The sequence below is a fragment of the Streptomyces sp. PL-25 genome, from assembly GCF_058344915.1.
This window is the reverse complement of record NZ_CP136997.1, coordinates 4,458,747-4,475,240: the sequence shown is the minus strand read 5'-3', so window position 1 is coordinate 4,475,240 and position 16,494 is coordinate 4,458,747. Positions and strand designations below refer to the sequence as shown.

The 16,494-nt window shown below is 69.6% G+C and carries 15 protein-coding genes and 1 tRNA gene; 5 read left to right on the top strand and 11 right to left on the bottom strand.

Annotation, left to right across the window (positions count from 1 at the left end; translation table 11 throughout):
- The first annotated feature begins 248 nt into the window (after positions 1-248).
- Positions 249-1,553 (top strand): helix-turn-helix domain-containing protein, encoded by a 1,305-nt coding sequence (locus R4Z62_RS20290; protein WP_491520536.1) that lies wholly within the window; start codon positions 249-251, stop codon positions 1,551-1,553.
- Here the strand turns inward: R4Z62_RS20290 and cutA are convergent.
- Complete coding sequence (cutA, locus tag R4Z62_RS20285; protein WP_491520535.1) at positions 1,550-1,870, bottom strand: divalent-cation tolerance protein CutA; 321 nt, start codon at positions 1,868-1,870, stop codon at positions 1,550-1,552. The genes R4Z62_RS20290 and cutA overlap by 4 nt on opposite strands.
- 1,067 nt (positions 1,871-2,937) lie before the next feature.
- On the opposite strand from cutA, the gene R4Z62_RS20280 reads away from it, so the two are divergent.
- Both R4Z62_RS20280 and R4Z62_RS20275 read left to right on the top strand, forming a co-directional pair.
- Positions 2,938-3,204, top strand: coding sequence for a hypothetical protein (locus R4Z62_RS20280; RefSeq protein WP_491520534.1), 267 nt, complete (start codon positions 2,938-2,940; stop codon positions 3,202-3,204).
- A 91-nt stretch (positions 3,205-3,295) separates the two neighbouring features.
- Entirely contained in the window at positions 3,296-3,877 is a 582-nt protein-coding gene (locus R4Z62_RS20275) for a VanZ family protein (RefSeq protein ID WP_491520533.1), read from the top strand.
- A gap of 57 nt (positions 3,878-3,934) precedes the next feature.
- On the opposite strand, the gene R4Z62_RS20270 is transcribed toward R4Z62_RS20275, so the two are convergent.
- The 3 genes from R4Z62_RS20270 to R4Z62_RS20260 form a co-directional block, all read right to left on the bottom strand.
- A complete protein-coding gene (locus R4Z62_RS20270) occupies positions 3,935-4,096 on the bottom strand; it encodes a hypothetical protein (RefSeq protein WP_491520532.1) in 162 nt (53 codons plus the stop codon).
- 124 nt (positions 4,097-4,220) lie between these two features.
- Positions 4,221-4,475, bottom strand: a complete 255-nt coding sequence (locus R4Z62_RS20265) for a hypothetical protein (RefSeq protein ID WP_491520531.1) — start codon at positions 4,473-4,475, stop codon at positions 4,221-4,223.
- 101 nt (positions 4,476-4,576) lie between these two features.
- Positions 4,577-4,662: transfer RNA gene (locus R4Z62_RS20260), tRNA-Leu, on the bottom strand.
- A 454-nt stretch (positions 4,663-5,116) separates the two neighbouring features.
- On the opposite strand from R4Z62_RS20260, the gene R4Z62_RS20255 reads away from it, so the two are divergent.
- On the top strand, positions 5,117-5,887 hold the full coding sequence (locus R4Z62_RS20255) for an ABC transporter ATP-binding protein (protein WP_018566944.1): 771 nt from the start codon (positions 5,117-5,119) through the stop codon (positions 5,885-5,887).
- Positions 5,888-6,020: 133 nt separating this feature from the next.
- Entirely contained in the window at positions 6,021-8,552 is a 2,532-nt protein-coding gene (locus tag R4Z62_RS20250) for an ABC transporter permease (RefSeq protein ID WP_491520530.1), read from the top strand.
- Positions 8,553-8,624: 72 nt separating this feature from the next.
- Here R4Z62_RS20250 and R4Z62_RS20245 read toward each other — a convergent pair whose 3' ends face one another.
- From R4Z62_RS20245 to R4Z62_RS20215, 7 genes are all read right to left on the bottom strand, one after another.
- On the bottom strand, positions 8,625-9,926 hold the full coding sequence (locus R4Z62_RS20245; RefSeq protein ID WP_491520529.1) for a class I SAM-dependent methyltransferase: 1,302 nt from the start codon (positions 9,924-9,926) through the stop codon (positions 8,625-8,627).
- Positions 9,927-10,148: 222 nt separating this feature from the next.
- The gene (locus tag R4Z62_RS20240; RefSeq protein ID WP_079158931.1) at positions 10,149-11,528 is read right to left on the bottom strand and encodes an NAD(P)/FAD-dependent oxidoreductase; all 1,380 of its coding nucleotides are present in this window, start codon (positions 11,526-11,528) and stop codon (positions 10,149-10,151) included.
- 504 nt (positions 11,529-12,032) lie between these two features.
- Positions 12,033-12,974: a Ppx/GppA phosphatase family protein gene (locus tag R4Z62_RS20235; protein WP_491520528.1), complete on the bottom strand. Its 942-nt coding sequence runs from the start codon at positions 12,972-12,974 to the stop codon at positions 12,033-12,035.
- Complete coding sequence (locus tag R4Z62_RS20230) at positions 12,971-13,537, bottom strand: DUF501 domain-containing protein (protein WP_385504195.1); 567 nt, start codon at positions 13,535-13,537, stop codon at positions 12,971-12,973. The genes R4Z62_RS20235 and R4Z62_RS20230 overlap by 4 nt, the downstream gene beginning before the upstream one ends.
- A gap of 26 nt (positions 13,538-13,563) precedes the next feature.
- The gene (locus R4Z62_RS20225; RefSeq protein WP_064533520.1) at positions 13,564-14,040 is read right to left on the bottom strand and encodes an FtsB family cell division protein; all 477 of its coding nucleotides are present in this window, start codon (positions 14,038-14,040) and stop codon (positions 13,564-13,566) included.
- 148 nt (positions 14,041-14,188) lie between these two features.
- Entirely contained in the window at positions 14,189-15,469 is a 1,281-nt protein-coding gene (gene eno, locus R4Z62_RS20220; RefSeq protein ID WP_216826770.1) for a phosphopyruvate hydratase, read from the bottom strand.
- Positions 15,470-15,734: 265 nt separating this feature from the next.
- Entirely contained in the window at positions 15,735-16,493 is a 759-nt protein-coding gene (locus R4Z62_RS20215) for a LysM peptidoglycan-binding domain-containing protein (protein ID WP_064533524.1), read from the bottom strand.
- Position 16,494 lies beyond the last annotated feature (1 nt).

Sequence of the window (16,494 nt, the reverse complement as noted above, 5' to 3'; positions counted from 1 at the left end):
CGATCACCGCTGGCCAATTCGCGACTCAACCGCGTTCCATTCCACGGAACTTGGGTACGCTCCAGCATGGCGACTCCTCACAGTCGTCCATGCCCCGGGCAGGCCGAACCAGTCAACGGCCGCCGGGGCTCTGTCACGTACAGGGTGCTTTTTCCCGTAACTGGCCACATCCCAGCAGCAGGTATACCCATCATGGGTACACCTTCGAGGAAGCCGTCCCCCACACTCGGGTGAGCAGGAAGTACCGCATGACCTACCAGCCACCGACCGCCTTACCACAGGAAATCCTCAACTCTGAGGAGATGCTGCGCGCCCTCGCCGCCCACGACTTCGGGAAGGTGTTCCGCCTCGCGCGCAGCGCAGCAGGCATCAGCTATTCCAAGATCGCTTCAGCTTGCGACATCAAGCCGGAGCGGGTCGGGCAGCTCGCTCGGGGCAAAGGCCGGATCACCAGCTTCGACAAGATCGTGGAAATCGCTGACGCGCTCCGTATCCCCGGGGACCTGGTAGGACTCGCCATCCGCCCGTGGGAGGAGGGCGGTTCTCCCACGCTCCAGCACTCAACAGAGATCGGAACTGGTTTGCGTCGCCGTACCGTCCTCCAAGTCGCTTCTACAGCTGGGTTGGCTGCCGCCATACCGGCTCTCCACCGGGCTCCTGCCCCCCAGCGGGTCGCCACCAGCGACGTCGATCAACTCAAGGCGCGCACAGCGCGACTCCGGCGCCTTGACGACATTCTGGGCGGTGGGGACACCTACCGCGTCTACGTGGGTGAGTACCAGCAGACCAAGAGGGCCTTGCGGGAAGCCACCTTCACCCCAGAGTCCCGCCGCCGCATGGTCGCGCTCCTCGCCGAACAAGCCCAGCAAGCAGGGTGGGCCGCCTTCGACGCTGGCCAGATGACGGATGCGGAAGCACTGTACGAGGAGAGCCGGACTGCGGCCAACGAAGCTGGCGACAGCGATCTCCTCGGCAATGCGCTCGCCTTCCTCGCCTATCAGGCCGCAGACCGAAACGCCGCCGTGGAAATTGCTGCCAACGCCTGCGCCACCATCACTCCTGAGACTCCGGCCGGTGTCCGCGCTCTCCTCCATGAGCGCCTGGCCTGGGCCTGCGCGGTCGCGGACCAGCCGGCTCAGACGGAGCAAGCCCTTGCCACGGCACGCGCGGCCCTGGAGGCACAGCAGGACGGCGAGCCACAACCGGACTGGGCAGCGTGGGTCGACCAGACCGAACTGGACATCATGACCGGCCGCTGCTGGACAGTGCTACGTCGCCCCCTGCGCGCTGTCCCTGTCCTTGCTCGTGCGCTCGACCAGTACCCTGACCCTCATGCTCGGGACAAAGCCCTCTACATGACGTGGCTTGCCGATTCCTACCTGGTCGCTGGCGAAATCGAAGCAGCGGCCACGGTGACCGGCCGCGCCCTCGACCTGGCCGCCGGAGTCGCATCCGTACGCCCCCGCCAGCGTCTTGTCCCCGTGCTGCACCAGCTTCGTCAGCACCGAGACCTGGACAGGGTGCGGGATGTCTTGGAGAAGGTCACCGTCTAGTCCGGAGAGACGTTCTCCGAGATCCACTTGAGACACTGGGTGGCTCCGTCGACTGAGACGGCAATGACTTCAGGGTTGTCCCATGGGTGGTTGTCCAGGATGTACCGCTCCAGCTCCGCGTACCGTCCTCTGGTCGTGGTGAGCAACAGCCGCCATTCCTCCCCCTCGCCGAACTCGCCCAGGTGCCAGAACACCGAGGTGACAGGCCCGATGATCTGGGAACCGGCCGCCAGACGTGCCCGGACGGCACCCTTGGCGAGATCAACGGCGTGATGGCGCTCCGGCGTGGCGGTGGACACCTGCACATGCTCAGTCATGGTCGGAGGGTAGCGAGCCGACCACAGTTGAGCCTACGGCCGGGTACTCACGAACTTCACGCTGTCGCCCCAGCGCTTCTGCACGGCTGCCATGCGCCACTGGCACAGCGGGGAGCCCGCAGGGCGGTACCGGTGCGTGGGCCGCTGGCACCCGGCGCACGGTCCGACGAGCCCCGGCGCCCGTCCAGCCGAGGGGTCCGGCTCCGTCGCTGGGGCGCTGAGAGAACCGTGCTGAGAGAACCATAAGGACGTCTGCGCGTCGGCCGGCGCCATCAATGCGGCGATCCGGCGCTTCAGGCTCTGCCCGCCGGTCAGCCCTGGGCAGAGCAGTCCCGGGTACCGCTGGAGATATCTGCCGCCACCTGCCGCCGGGGTGCCACCCTCTGGAACAACCAGCGCCTGACCATGGATGTGAGTGCGCTCTGCCCGGCATTGGACGCCGGGCAGAGCGCTTCACCTGCGCCCGGGTGGCCCGCCTCACCCTGCGACGGAGACCCCACAGCACCGTCGGGCTGCGACCCTACGGCTGCCGAACGGTGGGCACCGGGCACCCGATCCGCAGCGGCGCTGCCGCCGTGTGCGTGAGCGACCCAGCCATGCGTGTGAGACCGAAGGCGATGACGCTCACCCGGTGAGGCTGCCCTGGCAGCGTGCCGCAGTCCCGGCAGGACCGCTCCTCGCACCCTTGGGCACACGCGCTCTCTGTCCTGCACATCGTCGGCCGGGAGCGGATGTGCGCACCACAGGCACGCGTCCGCGTGCGTCACTCGTGCGAGTCGCCGGCCGAACAGGAAACGGTGCCCGTGGCGCCCGGCAGGTCGTCTCTTTTTCCCTGCCTGCGATTCCTCCAATCCATTGCTCCCGAAGCCGTGTGCGTTCACGACATTCGTCGGTAAGATCAAATGGCACGGGGGCCGAGTTCCCGGAGGTTTCATGCACGCCTTCGACTCCCCTTTAAATCGCACGCTCTGACCAGGTGCGCGTACCACTGGAAGGCCCGCAGAGCGAAGAACGTAAAGCGATCCGTGGGAATAGCCGCTTCTCTGACTTCCCTTCTGGGGGCGACCGTGACTCTGGCGACGTCCGCTTCTGCCACACCTGACGGCTGCGGTGAATTCACAAACGGGCACCTCTGTAACACCAGGGGCACCGTCGGCAAGGCAGGCACCTTAGACCTGGACGGTCTGCCGACCTACTACGGTGAGGCCACGACCAGTTCGGTCAGCGGCGTCGCCACCCTGCGCAACAAGCACGGCATCAACGCCGACGACTGCATCCGCGGCATCATGGAGTACAAGGGCACGACCTACATCACGAAGTGGCGCTGCCCCTGACAGTAATCTCCGGGTGCCGCGCCGCGCGTGCGGCACCCGGAGCCCTGCCCAGCGTCCGAGGGAACATCAGATGTGGAAAGTAATCCTCTACATGAACACCGTCACCGTGGCGGTGTTCATGGTGGCCTGCGTGATCGCCCCTTGGGGAGCCGCCGCACTGGAGACCCGAACGAGGGAGGTAATTCCGAAGCTGGCACGAGCGCTTCTCGCCGCCTACCTCTTCTTAATTCTTGTCGCAACGCTGATGCCAACCCAATCATTGAACAGCGGGGGACCTCGCTTTATTTCCTGGGAACCCGGCCAGGGACTGTGGGACGACGGATTTCATTCCGTGGGCGCGATGGAACAAGAAATGGCCCCGCGACTGCAATTGGCCAATGCCTTGATGTTCGTCCCGTTCGGGATTTTGCTCCTATTCGTTACACGGCAGCCCCGTTTGGGTCGGAGTGCTGCCCTTTGTCTGGCGCTGAGCGTGATGATCGAAGCAGCGCAGTACGCCATGAACGCCGGCCGCACGGCCGACATTGACGACGTCATGTTCAACACGCTCGGCGGTCTCCTCGGCGGTGTTCTGGCTTTCATCCCCCGCCACGCGCTCCAGAGCCCCCGAGCCGACAGGCATGTGAAGCCCCTGCCGGATCACGCACGGTCAGCACCTCTGCCACGACAGTGATCACACCGCCCCGCATCAGGACCGCGTCCAGCGCGGGGCTTCCGGTCGCATCCACGCTCACCCGCCGGTACCCGGGGAACTGTTGCGGGGCGTATGCCTGGCCTTCCAGTCTGACACTGCGGTGATCGCGGTGGGGACGAGCACGCCGAGGAGGGCGGCGGAGCCGACGTATGCCGCAGCGGCGGCGGCCCCGACGTTCTGCTCGATCGGTTCCGTCATCGTGATCGGTCCTCTCAGGCGACGACTCGAAGCCGTGCTTCGCGCCGAGACGGATCAGGGAGTCGCGGCCGGGGATGCCGTCGGCGCCCTGGCCGGGCATACGGCCTCGGTACCCAGGCTGCTCCTACCACTCGCTGGTGGCCGTGATCGTCGTGGTGCCGAAGTGGCCGCCGCGGTGCCGCTTCGCCGACAGGCCCTCGTCGACGAGCGCGGTCTCGTGCGTCAGAACGCCGGTGCCCGTGGCGGGCTGACCAGCCATCGACGGGTTCGAGCGTGCGGCAGCAGCGAGGAGCGGCAGGGAGACCTTCGGGCGCACGGGCGCCGGGAGCGGTCCCGGCTCGGGCTGGCTGGGCCGTCCGGCGGGTTCGGCATACGCCATGCTCGGCACATTACGGGCACCGTGCGCCCACGGTGCGCCCAAGCCAGAGGGGAATGGTGCCGCCGAGAGCCCGTCCCGGCAGGTCAGGAGCGGCATGGGTGTGGTGCCCGGAACCGGACTTGAACCGGTACGCCCGCGAGGGGCAGCGAGGTTTAAGCTCGCCGTGTCTGCATTCCACCATCCGGGCAGGCCATGGGCACCGCGCTGAGGTTCCGAGCCTATCGGGGAGCACCCTTCGGGCATCGGGCAGGCGGACCGATGTTGTCTTATTTTATTGGCGTCTGAGGGTGCATCAGCACACGGAAGAAGCCATCGGCACTTGCCAACAGCGTTACGGCCGACAAGCGCCGGTGCATGCGGAATGACGGGATTTCACCGTCCGAACAAGGACGCTCCACCTGTTCCTGACCTCCCCCTTCCGGGGGAAGCGTCCGGGTCACTCTCAGGGGCCGGCGTCATCCCCAGGTATGACGCGGGCGACCGCGGTGCGACCCGAGTCGCCCCCCGGAACCGGAACAGCGGCTGACTTCACGGACCGGATCGGCGGGAACCATGGAAGACATCCCCGGGAACGGGGAAGCCGAGAACCCACAGCCGAGAACCCACAGCCGAGTACATCCGTCCTGACAGGAGCAGCCCCCGTGACCACCTCTTCCATCGCCGGACGCGCCACCGCAGTGGCCGCGCGCGCCACGGATCTGTCGAAGATCTACGGACAGGGCGAGACCCAGGTGGTCGCCCTCGACCGGGTCTCCGTCGACTTCGCGCAGGCCGAGTTCACCGCGATCATGGGCCCCTCCGGGTCCGGCAAGTCCACGCTGATGCACTGCGTCGCGGGCCTGGACACCTTCTCCTCCGGTTCGGTGCGCATCGGCGACACCGAACTGGGGTCCCTGAAGGACAAGCAGCTCACCAAGTTGCGCCGGGACAAGATCGGGTTCATCTTCCAGGCGTTCAACCTGCTGCCGACGCTGACGGCGCTGGAGAACATCACGCTGCCCATGGACATCGCGGGCCGCAAGCCGGACAAGCAGTGGCTGGACACCGTCATCAACATGATCGGGCTGTCCGGGCGCCTGAGCCACCGTCCCTCGCAGCTCTCCGGCGGCCAGCAGCAGCGGGTCGCCGTGGCGCGCGCCCTGGCCTCCAAGCCGGACATCATCTTCGGTGACGAGCCGACCGGGAACCTCGACTCGCGCTCGGGCGCCGAGGTCCTCGGCTTCCTGCGCAACTCCGTGCGCGAGCTGGGCCAGACCGTGGTGATGGTCACCCACGACCCGGTGGCGGCGGCGTACGCGGACCGCGTGGTGTTCCTGGCCGACGGCCGGATCGTCGACGAGGTGTACGGGCCGACGGCGGACTCCGTGCTGGACCGCATGAAGCAGTTCGACGCCAAGGGCCGCACCAGCTGACGCGCCCCGCCCCCGGCCGGACCGGCTGAGAAGCCCAAGGCCGCACCCCGCCGACCCGCCCGGGGCGGCGGGCGGCACGGTCCCGCCCGCGGCCCCGCCGCACCCCCACCTCGTACACCTGGACTGGACAACCATGTTCCGCACCGCCTTGCGCAACGTACTCGCGCACAAGGCCCGGCTCCTCATGACCGTGCTCGCCGTGATGCTCGGCGTCGCGTTCGTGTCGGGGACCCTGGTCTTCACCAACACCATCTCCGACGCCTACCAGAACAGCTCCGCCAAGGGCTTCGGCCATGTCGACGTGGCCGTCGAGCCGAAGCACCAGGACAGCGAGGGCGACCGGGTCGGCACGACGCCGGACCTGACGCAGGCGCTGCTCGACCGGAGCGCCCGGGTGCCGGGCGCGGACTCGGCGCTCGGCGTCGTGCACGGCTTCACCGCGATCGCCGACAAGGACGGCAAGCTGATCGGCGGCGGCTACCAGTCCCAGGGCGGCAACTACTGGGGCGCGAAGGACCCGCGCTACCCGCTGGTCTCCGGCACCGTCCCGCACGGCAAGGACCAGGTGCTGATCGACTCCGAGACCGCCCGCCGGGCCGGCTACAAGGTCGGCGACACCGTGCGCGTCTCCGTCGACGGCCCCGTCCTCACGCCCACCGTCAGCGGCATCTTCACCACCGACGACGGCAACGTCGCCGCCGGCGGCAGCCTCGCCCTGTTCGACACGGCCACCGCGCAGCAGCTGTTCGGCAAGCCGGGCACGTACGACGAGATCGACGTGAAGGCGAAGGCCGGTGTCAGCCAGAGCACACTGAAGGCGCAGCTGGACGCGGTGCTGCCGAAGGGCAGGACCGAGACCACCACGGCCGAGAAGCTCGCCGACGACCAGGCGAAGGCGATCTCCTCGGCGATGAGCAGCATGAAGCAGGGCCTGCTGGTCTTCGCCGGGATCGCGCTCTTCGTCGGCACCTTCATCATCGCCAACACCTTCACCATGCTGGTCGCCCAGCGCACCAAGGAGCTGGCACTGCTGCGCGCGGTCGGCGCCTCGCGCCGCCAGGTCACCCGCTCGGTGCTGATCGAGGCGTTCGTGGTGGGCGCGGTGGCCGCCGTGACCGGTCTGCTGGCCGGTATCGGCATCGGTGCGGGCCTGAAGGGCCTGATGGGCACGTTCGGCGCCACCGTGCCCGACGGGCCGCTGGTCATCACGCCCGGCACGGTCGTCGCCGCGCTCGCCGTCGGCGTCCTCGTGACCATGCTGGCCGCGTGGCTGCCCGGCCGCCGGGCCGCGAGGATCCCGCCGGTGGCGGCGATGAGCAGCCTGCACGCGCAGGCCACCACCAAGTCGCTGGTGCTGCGCAACACGATCGGCGCGCTGTTCGCCGCGGCCGGCATCACGGTGGTGATCGCGGCCACCACGATGGACGCCGACGCCGCCCAGGCCCCCATGGGACTCGGCGCGGTGCTGCTGATCATCGGCGTGTTCGTCCTGACCCCGCTGCTGTCCCGGCCGCTGATCGCCGCTGCGGCCCCGGTGCTGCGTCTGTTCGGTGTCTCGGGCAAGCTGGCGCGGCAGAACTCGGTGCGCAACCCGCGCCGCACGGCGGCGACCGCGTCCGCGCTGATGATCGGGCTGACCCTGATCACCGGGATGACGGTGATGGCCGGCAGCCTCCAGCACGCGATCGACAAGCTGGCCGCGTCCGCGATCCGCGCCGACTACGTGGTGTCCATGGCCAACGGCAACGGCCTCTCCCCGGACGTCGACAAGAAGCTGAGCCGCGCCGAGGGCGTCACCGCGACCAGCCCGCTGCGCAACGCGCCCTCCCGGATCGGCGGGCAGACCGAGTACCTGACCGGCGTCAACGGCTCCGTCATCGGCAAGCTGACCGACCTGGACGTCAAGGAGGGCGCGTTCACCGTCGGCGGCGACCGGGTCGTGGTGGACGACAGCACCGCCAAGGACCACCACTGGGGCGCGGGCTCCGCCTTCACCGTCTCCTACGAGGACGGCAGGAAGCAGCAGCTCACCGTCGCCGGGGTCTACGAGGGCAATGCCATGATCCGCGGGATCATGCTCGACAACGCCACCCTCGCCCCGCATCTGCGGGCCGACGCCACCGACATGCAGGTCATGGTCAAGACCGCCGACGGCACCTCCGCCGCCGCCAAGGACAAGCTGGTCAAGGCGCTCGGCTCCAACCCGGCCATCAAGATCCAGGACAAGAAGGACATCTCCAGCGAGATCGCCCAGATGTTCACGCTGATGCTGAACATGCTCTACGGCCTGCTCGCCATGGCGGTGATCGTGGCGGTCCTCGGAGTGATCAACACCCTGGCGATGTCGGTCTTCGAGCGCTCGCAGGAGATCGGGATGCTCCGCGCGATCGGCCTGGACCGCAAGGGCGTCAAGCGGATGGTCCGCCTGGAGTCCCTGGTGATCGCCCTGTTCGGCGGTGTCCTCGGCATCGGTCTCGGCGTGTTCTTCGGCTGGGCGACCGGTCAGCTGGTCGGCTCCAAGATGGCGACGTACGAGCTGATCCTGCCGTGGGGCCGGATGGCGCTCTTCCTGCTGCTGGCGGCGCTGGTCGGGGTGCTGGCCGCCCTGTGGCCCGCCCGCCGCGCGGCCCGGCTCAACATGCTCGAGGCCATCAAGGCGCAGTGATCCGCCCCGCCGACAACCGCGGGAGGGGCCCGTTCCGGCACGGAACGGGCCCCTCCCGCGTCCAGCGGAGCCCTAGGCGGCGCCCCAGGTGCGGGCGCGCAGCGGCATCCCCGACGCACCGGAGTCGGGGGTCCTCACCGCGAGCACCTGGTTGACGCCGATGCGGTTGCGTTCGAAGGCGAGCGCGGAGGCCGCCATGTACAGCTGCCAGACGCGGGCGCGGCCGGGGCTGGTGAGCCGTACGGCACGGTCCCAGTGCTGCTCCAGGTTGGCGACCCAGCGGCGCAGGGTGAGCGCGTAGTGCTCGCGGATCGACTCCACGTCGCGCACCTCGAACCCGGCGCGCTCCAGCTGCGTGACGGTGGTGCCGATGGGCGCGAGTTCGCCGTCCGGGAAGACGTAGGCGTCGATGAACTCGTCCACCCGGTACGCCGACTCGTCGCGCTGCGGGCGGCGGCCGATCTGGTGGTTGAGCAGCCGCCCGCCGGGCTTGAGCAGGGCGTGAAGGACGCCGGCGTACTCCAGATAGCGTTCGGCGCCGACGTGTTCGGCCATGCCGATGGAGGAGATGGCGTCGTACGGTCCGTCGCTCACGTCCCGGTAGTCCTGGACGCGGATCTCCACCCGGTCGGTCAGCCCCTCGTCGGCGACGCGCTTCCTGGCGTAGGCAGCCTGCTCCTGGGAGAGGGTGACGCCGACGACGCTCACGCCGTGCTCGCGGGCCGCGTGGACGGCCATGGAGCCCCAGCCGCAGCCGACGTCGAGCAGGCGCTGACCGGGCTTCAGGTCCAGCTTGCGGGAGATGAGTTCGAGCTTGTCGTGCTGCGCCTGTTCGAGGGTGGCCCCGGGCTCGGGGGCCGGCCAGTAGGCGCAGGAGTACACCATGGACGGGCCGAGGACGAGCTCGTAGAAGTCGTTGCCGACGTCGTAGTGGTGGCTGATGGCGCGCTTGTCGGTGCGTTTGGTGTGCAGGTGGCCGGGGCGGCGGACCTCCTCGGCGGGCGGGGCGGGCGGCAGCGGCGGGCCCGCCATCCTCACCAGGCCCGCGACCGCGGAGCGCACCGACGGGTCGCGCAGGGCGGCGGCGAGGCCGCGGCTGTCCTCGCCGCGGTCCCAGATCAGGCCGGAGAGCAGGCCGAGGGCGGTGTAGAGGTCACCGTCCACGGTGAGGTCACCGGCGACCCAGGCGCGGGCCAGGCCCAGTTCGCCGGGTTTGAACAGCAGGCGGCGCAGGGCGCGGCGGTTGCGGACGACGAGCACGGGGGCGCCGGGCGGGCCCGCCTCCGTTCCGTCCCAGGCGCGGACGCGCACCGGGAGCGGTGCTCCCAGCAACTGTTCGAGGAGTCTGGTGAGCCGCAGCGCGGCGTCGGGCATGGTGCACACCTCCGTGACGGCGAACGCCGGATGTCATCCACCACGTAAACACCGCGCGGGCCCTGGCGCAGTCCCGCACGCGGGTCATGAACGGGCAAAGTAGTTGCAGCAACCACGTATTTGGGGCGGCGCCGGGCGGCCCGGAGGCCGGACACGCCGAAGGGGCCGCCCGCACCACGGATGGCGGGCGGCCCCTTCAGAAGAGGGTGCTCGGGCCGGGCGTCAGGACGCCTTGGCCTTCTCCTCGGTCTTCTGCGCGGGGACCGGGGCGGGCTTGGCGGCCTCGTAGAACTCCTCGCGGGGGTTCTCCATGGCGCCCAGCGAGACGACCTCGCGCTTGAGGAACATGCCGAGGGTCCAGTCCGCGAAGATGCGGATCTTCCGGTTCCAGGTCGGCATGGCCAGACCGTGGTAGCCGCGGTGCATGTACCAGGCGAGACGGCCCTTGAGCTTGATCTTCATCTTGCCCATGACGATCATCGCGACGCCCTTGTGCAGGCCGAGGCCCGCGACCGCGCCCTTGTTGGCGTGGCTGTAGTCCTTCTGCGGGAAGCCCCGCATACCGGAGACCACGTTGTCGCCGAGGACCTTGGCCTGGCGCAGCGCGTGCTGGGCGTTCGGCGGGCACCAGGCGTTCTCGTTGCCCGCCTTGCGGCCGACCAGGTCCGGCACCTGGGCGTTGTCGCCCGCGGCCCAGATGTAGTCGGTGCCCTGCACCTGGAGGGTCGGCGCGCAGTCGACGTGACCGCGCGGGCCGAGCGGCAGACCGAAGCGGGACAGCACCGGGTTGGGCTTGACGCCGGCCGTCCAGACGATGGTGTTGGAGTCGACCTCCAGCCCGTTCTTCAGCACCACGTGGCCGTCGACGCAGGAGTCCATGGAGGTGGAGAGGTAGATCTCCACACCGCGGCTCTCCAGGTGCTCCTTGCCGTACTGGCCGAGCTTGGGGCCGACCTCGGGGAGGATCTTGTCGGCGGCGTCGACCAGGATGAAGCGCATGTCCTCGCGGGACACGTTGGTGTAGTACTTGGCCGCGTCCCGGGCCATGTCCTCGACCTCGCCGATGGTCTCCGCGCCGGCGAAGCCGCCGCCGACGAAGACGAAGGTGAGCGCCTTGCGGCGGATCTCCTCGTCGGTGGTCGAGTCGGCCTTGTCGAGCTGCTCGAGGACGTGGTTGCGCAGGCCGATGGACTCCTCGATGCCCTTCATGCCGATGCCCTGCTCGGCGAGGCCGGGGATCGGGAAGGTGCGGGAGACCGCGCCCATGGCGATGACCAGGTAGTCGAACGGCAGCTCGTACGCCTCGCCCACCAGCGGGGCGATCGTGGCGACCTTGCGGTCCTGGTCGATGGTCGTGACCCGGCCGGTGAGGACCTCCGCCTTGGGAAGCACGCGCCGCAAGGGGACGACGACGTGCCGCGGGGAGATGCTGCCGGCGGCGGCTTCGGGGAGGAAGGGCTGGTAGGTCATGTACGACCGGGGGTCGACGACCGTGACGGTCGCCTCTCCGTAGCGCATCTTCTTGAGAATGCGCCGAGCTGCGTACAGGCCTACGTACCCACCGCCTACTACGAGGATCCTGGGACGCTCCGTGGTGCTCATGGCATCGAGTATCCACCCGTTCCCGGGGGGTGCCTCGTGCGCCCCTTCACAAGCTTCGGGAGGGCCTGTGTTAAACTCCGCGCCCCTCGTGATGCAGATCATGATCGCGGAAGCGAATCGATGGGCGACTTGGGACGTTGTCAAGGGCGCGTGAGCTGCCGCTCCGATCCCCGGAAGGCTCCGGAGGACCGCCGCAGGACCCTCTCACGGGACCCCGTCCGGACACTCCCCCGAACACCTTCCGCGCCCCGCAAACCCCTTCCGCGGGGCCGCCGGAGGGCCCGGATCGCCCTGCCGGACCGAATTCCTTGTGAAGAACTTCACGAAGTTTTCCGACGGCGCGTCATCCGTCCGCCCGGAACCCCCGTCCCGGCCCGCTCATGCGTTGTCGCGCCTGCTCAGCAGAGGTTACCCATGGGTAGGAACGGGGGTGCGCCGGGCCGCCCCGGACGGTGCGCGCGGTGCCCCGGCGGCCTCCGCCGCCGGGATCGCGGTCCGGCCGGGCTACGCCACGGACCAGGCGATCCCGTCGAGGATGTCGTGCTCGCTCACCACGACCTCCGTGGCGCCGACGCGCTCCATCACGGCCAGCAGGACCAGGGCGCCCGCGCCGATCACGTCGACGCGGCCCGGGTGCAGCGAGGGGATGGCGGCGCGCTCGGCGTGGGTGGCGCAGAGCAGCGCACTTGTGATCTCGCGGACCCGCTCCAGGGAGACGCGGGAGTGGTGGATGCGGGCCGAGTCGTAGGCGGGCAGTTCCTGCGCGACGGCCGACACCGTGGTCACCGAGCCGGCCAGGCCCACCAGGGTGCGCGCCTCGCGCAGCGGCACCGACCGCTCGGCCAGGTCCAGGGCCGCCTCGATGTCGGCCCGTATGGCGGCGATCTGCTCCTCGGTGGGCGGGTCGGTCACCGCCCCGTCGCGGACCAGGTGACGCTCGGTCATCCGCACACAGCCCACGTCCACCGAGCGGGCGGCGCGCACCCGGTCGTCGCCCACGACGAACTCCGTCGAGCCGCCGCCGATGTCCACGACCAGGAACGGGGTGGCCAGATCGGTACGCCCCGTCAGCTCCTTCGTCGCACCCGTGAACGAGAACTCCGCCTCCTGGTCGCCGGAGATCACCTCGGGCTCCACGCCCAGGATGTCCACCACGCCGCGGACGAACTCGTCCCGGTTCTCCGCGTCCCGGGAGGCGGAGGTGGCCACGAACCGCAGCCGCTCGGCTCCGTACTCCTTGATGACCTGCGCGTACTCCCGGCAGGCCGCGAAGGTGCGCGCCAGCGCCTCGGGGGCGAGCCGGCCGGTGCGGTCGACACCCTGGCCGAGCCGCACGATCGTCATGCGCCGGTCCAGGTCGATCAGTTCGCCGGTTTCCGGATTCGCGTCCGCGACGAGCAGACGGATGGAGTTCGTGCCGCAGTCGACGGCGGCCACCCTGGTCATGCGTCCCCCTCCGTGCGGTCCGTGAGGTCCGTGTGATCCGTGTGATCCTTGGGCACGGTCACGCACGGGCCCTTGCGCCACCACTCGGGCAGCATCGCGATGGCCTCGTCGCCCAGCGGGTTCACGCCGGGCCCGGCGGCCAGCGAGTGGGCGACCAGGACGTGCAGGCACTTGACCCGGTCGGGCATGCCGCCCGCGCTCGGAAAGCCCGTCAGCTCCTCGATCTCGTCCCGGCGCCGGATGTAGTCCTCGTGCGCCGCCCGGTAGGCCGCCGCCAGCTCCGGGTCGCTCGCCAGCCGCTCGGTCATCTCCTTCATGACGCCGTCGGCCTCCAGCGTGCCGATCGCCGAGGCGGCGCGCGGGCACGTCAGGTAGTACAGCGTCGGGAAGGGCGTGCCGTCGGGCAGCCGGGGGGCCGTCTCCACGACGTCCGGCTGACCGCACGGGCAGCGGTGCGCGATGGCGCGCAGTCCGCGCGGCGGCCGGCCGAGCTGCTGCCGGAAGGCCGCGACGTCCGCGTCGGTGGGTTCGGTGCGCTCGGTGGGCGGCGGGGGCGTTTCCATGCCTGTGGGGAAGTCTCTCTGTCGGTTCACTGGCGGGCGGCGTCGGACTTGTCGACCCCGTACCAGACGTTGGTGTACCAGGGGCGGCGGGCCGGCCCCTGCTCGGCGCGGGACTGCTTGGCCGGGCCCGGGTCGACCACGGTGAAACCGGTCTCGCCGGGCAGTACGTAGTGCAGCCGCTGCCGGATCTGCTGCTGGGCGTAGGCGTCGTCCTGCCAGCGCGCCTTCTGGTCGCGCAACTGCTCGACCCGCTCGCGGGCCTGCTGCTTCTGCCGCCTCAGATCGGCGATGTCAGCGCGCTGGGCGACGTACTGGCGCATCGGGTACGCCAGGGCGACCACCAGCGAGCAGACGACGAGCGCGAGCAGCGCGGCGCGCCCGGTGAGCCGGGAGCGGCGGGCCTGCCGCCGGGTCTGGGAGCGGTAGACCCGGGCCGCGGTCTGCTCACCGAGCAGCCTGAGCCTGGTCGCGGTGGAGAACCGGTCCCGGTCCTTCACGGCCATCGTCGCGCCTCCCGTTCCTGCCCCGCGCATGCCGTCCATGCCCGCTCACACGTGCGTACGTCCCCGGACACGGTACGGGACCGGGTGCGGGGACGTACGGACGACTGGCTTCGGCCTCACCTTTTTACGGGCTCGGCCGGCGCGCGGCTCAGCCCTTGAAGCGCGGGAACGCGCTGCGGCCGGCGTACACCGCGGCGTCGTCGAGGATCTCCTCGATGCGCAGCAGCTGGTTGTACTTGGCGACGCGCTCGGAGCGGGCCGGGGCGCCGGTCTTGATCTGGCCGCAGTTGGTGGCGACGGCGAGGTCGGCGATGGTGACGTCCTCGGTCTCGCCGGAGCGGTGCGACATCATGCACTTGAAGCCGTTGCGCTGGGCCAGCTCGACGGCGTCCAGGGTCTCGGTGAGCGAACCGATCTGGTTCACCTTCACCAGCAGGGCGTTGGCGCTGCCCTCCTCGATACCGCGGGCCAGGCGCTCGGGGTTGGTGACGAACAGGTCGTCACCGACGATCTGGACCTTCTCGCCGAGGCGGTCGGTGAGGACCTTCCAGCCGGCCCAGTCGTCCTCGAACAGCGGGTCCTCGAGGGAGACCAGCGGGTAGGCCGCGACCAGCTCCTCGTAGTACTCCGTCATCTCGGCGGCGGAGCGCTCCTTGCCCTCGAAGAGGTACTTGCCGTCCTTGTAGAACTCGGAGGCGGCGACGTCGAGCGCGAGGGCGATCTGCTCGCCGGGGGTGTAGCCGGCTTCCTTGATCGCTTCCAGGATCAGGTCCAGGGCCTCGCGGTTGGAGCCGAGGTTCGGGGCGAAGCCGCCCTCGTCGCCGAGACCGGTGGCCAGACCCTTGTTCTTCAGGACCTTCTTGAGGGTGTGGTAGACCTCGGCACCCCAGCGCAGGGCCTCGGAGAAGGACTCCGCGCCGATCGGGGCGATCATGAACTCCTGGATGTCCACGTTGGAGTCGGCGTGCGAGCCGCCGTTCAGGATGTTCATCATCGGCACCGGCAGCAGGTGCGCGTTGGGGCCGCCCAGGTAGCGGAAGAGCGGGAGGTCGGACGCCTCGGAGGCGGCGTGCGCGACGGCGAGGGAGACGCCGAGGATGGCGTTGGCGCCGAGCGAGCCCTTGTTGTCGGTGGCGTCCAGGTCGAACATGGCCTGGTCGATCAGGCGCTGCTCGGTGGCGTCGTAGCCGACGAGCTCCGGGCCGATCTGCTCGATGACGGCGAGGACGGCCTTCTCGACGCCCTTGCCCTGGTAACGGTTGGGGTCACCGTCACGCAGCTCGATGGCCTCGAAGGCGCCCGTGGAGGCGCCGGAGGGGACGGCGGCACGACCCGTGCTGCCGTCGTCGAGGCCGACCTCGACCTCGACCGTGGGGTTGCCTCGGGAGTCCAGGATTTCCCGGGCTACGACGACGTCGATGGACGGCACGAGCATCTCCTTCGTGGATGTGACGCTGAAAGTGCGGGGCTTGTGAGCCGTGCGACTAGAGCCTAACCGTCCCGGGCCGCCGACCGGCCGACCGACCGTCCCGTGGACAGAGTGACGGTACACATTGTTTCAGCACGGAACAAAGAAGACGGGAACGGGGGTCCGAACGGAAGGTGAAATGCCCCCGCCCCGGCGCGTACGGGGGAGAACGCGCCGGGGCGGGGAGCCCGTGGGGACGGGGGGGTGGGGCGGTGGCCGCCGCGCCTTACTTCAGGTGCAGCTGCTGGCCCGGGTAGATGAGGTCGGCGTCGTCGACGATGTCCTTGTTCAGCTGGAAGAGCTTCTCCCAGCCGCCCTGGACGTGGTGGGCGGCGGCGATGGAGCTGAGCGAGTCGCCGGCGGTCACCTTGTACTCGCCGTCGCCCTTCTTCACCTTCTTGCCGGTGGGGGTGGTGACGGTCTTCTTCGGGGCCGGGCGGTCGGCGGAGCGGCCCGCGGCCTGCTGCTCGGTGGAGCGGGTCGTGGTGCTGCTCTTGGAGCTGCCGGCGCCACTGCTCTTCTTCGCCGAGGACGACGAAGAGGAGGAGGACGACGACGAGGACGACGAGGACGAAGAAGAGGAGGACGACGAGGAGCTGCCGCCCGAGTACGCGGCGCCGGACAGGCCCTTGCCGCACACCGGCCAGGCGCCCTTGCCCTGGCCCGCGAGGACCTTCTCGGCGATGGCGATCTGCTGGGACTTGCTGGCCAGGTCGGCACGCGGTGCGTAGGCGGTGCCACCGAAGGCGGCCCAGGTGGAGTTGGTGAACTGGACGCCGCCGTAGAAGCCGTTGCCGGTGTTGATCGACCAGTTGCCGCCGGACTCGCACTGGGCGACCGCGTCCCACTCGGAGGCGGTGGCGGCGGAAGCGTTGCCGGCCGCCATCAGCGGGCCGGCGACGGCGACGCCGGTGACACCGGCGAGTGCGATGGCGCGAGTGGCCTTGGACGGACGGCGGTGCTTGCCCTTGCCGGAAAACAGCATG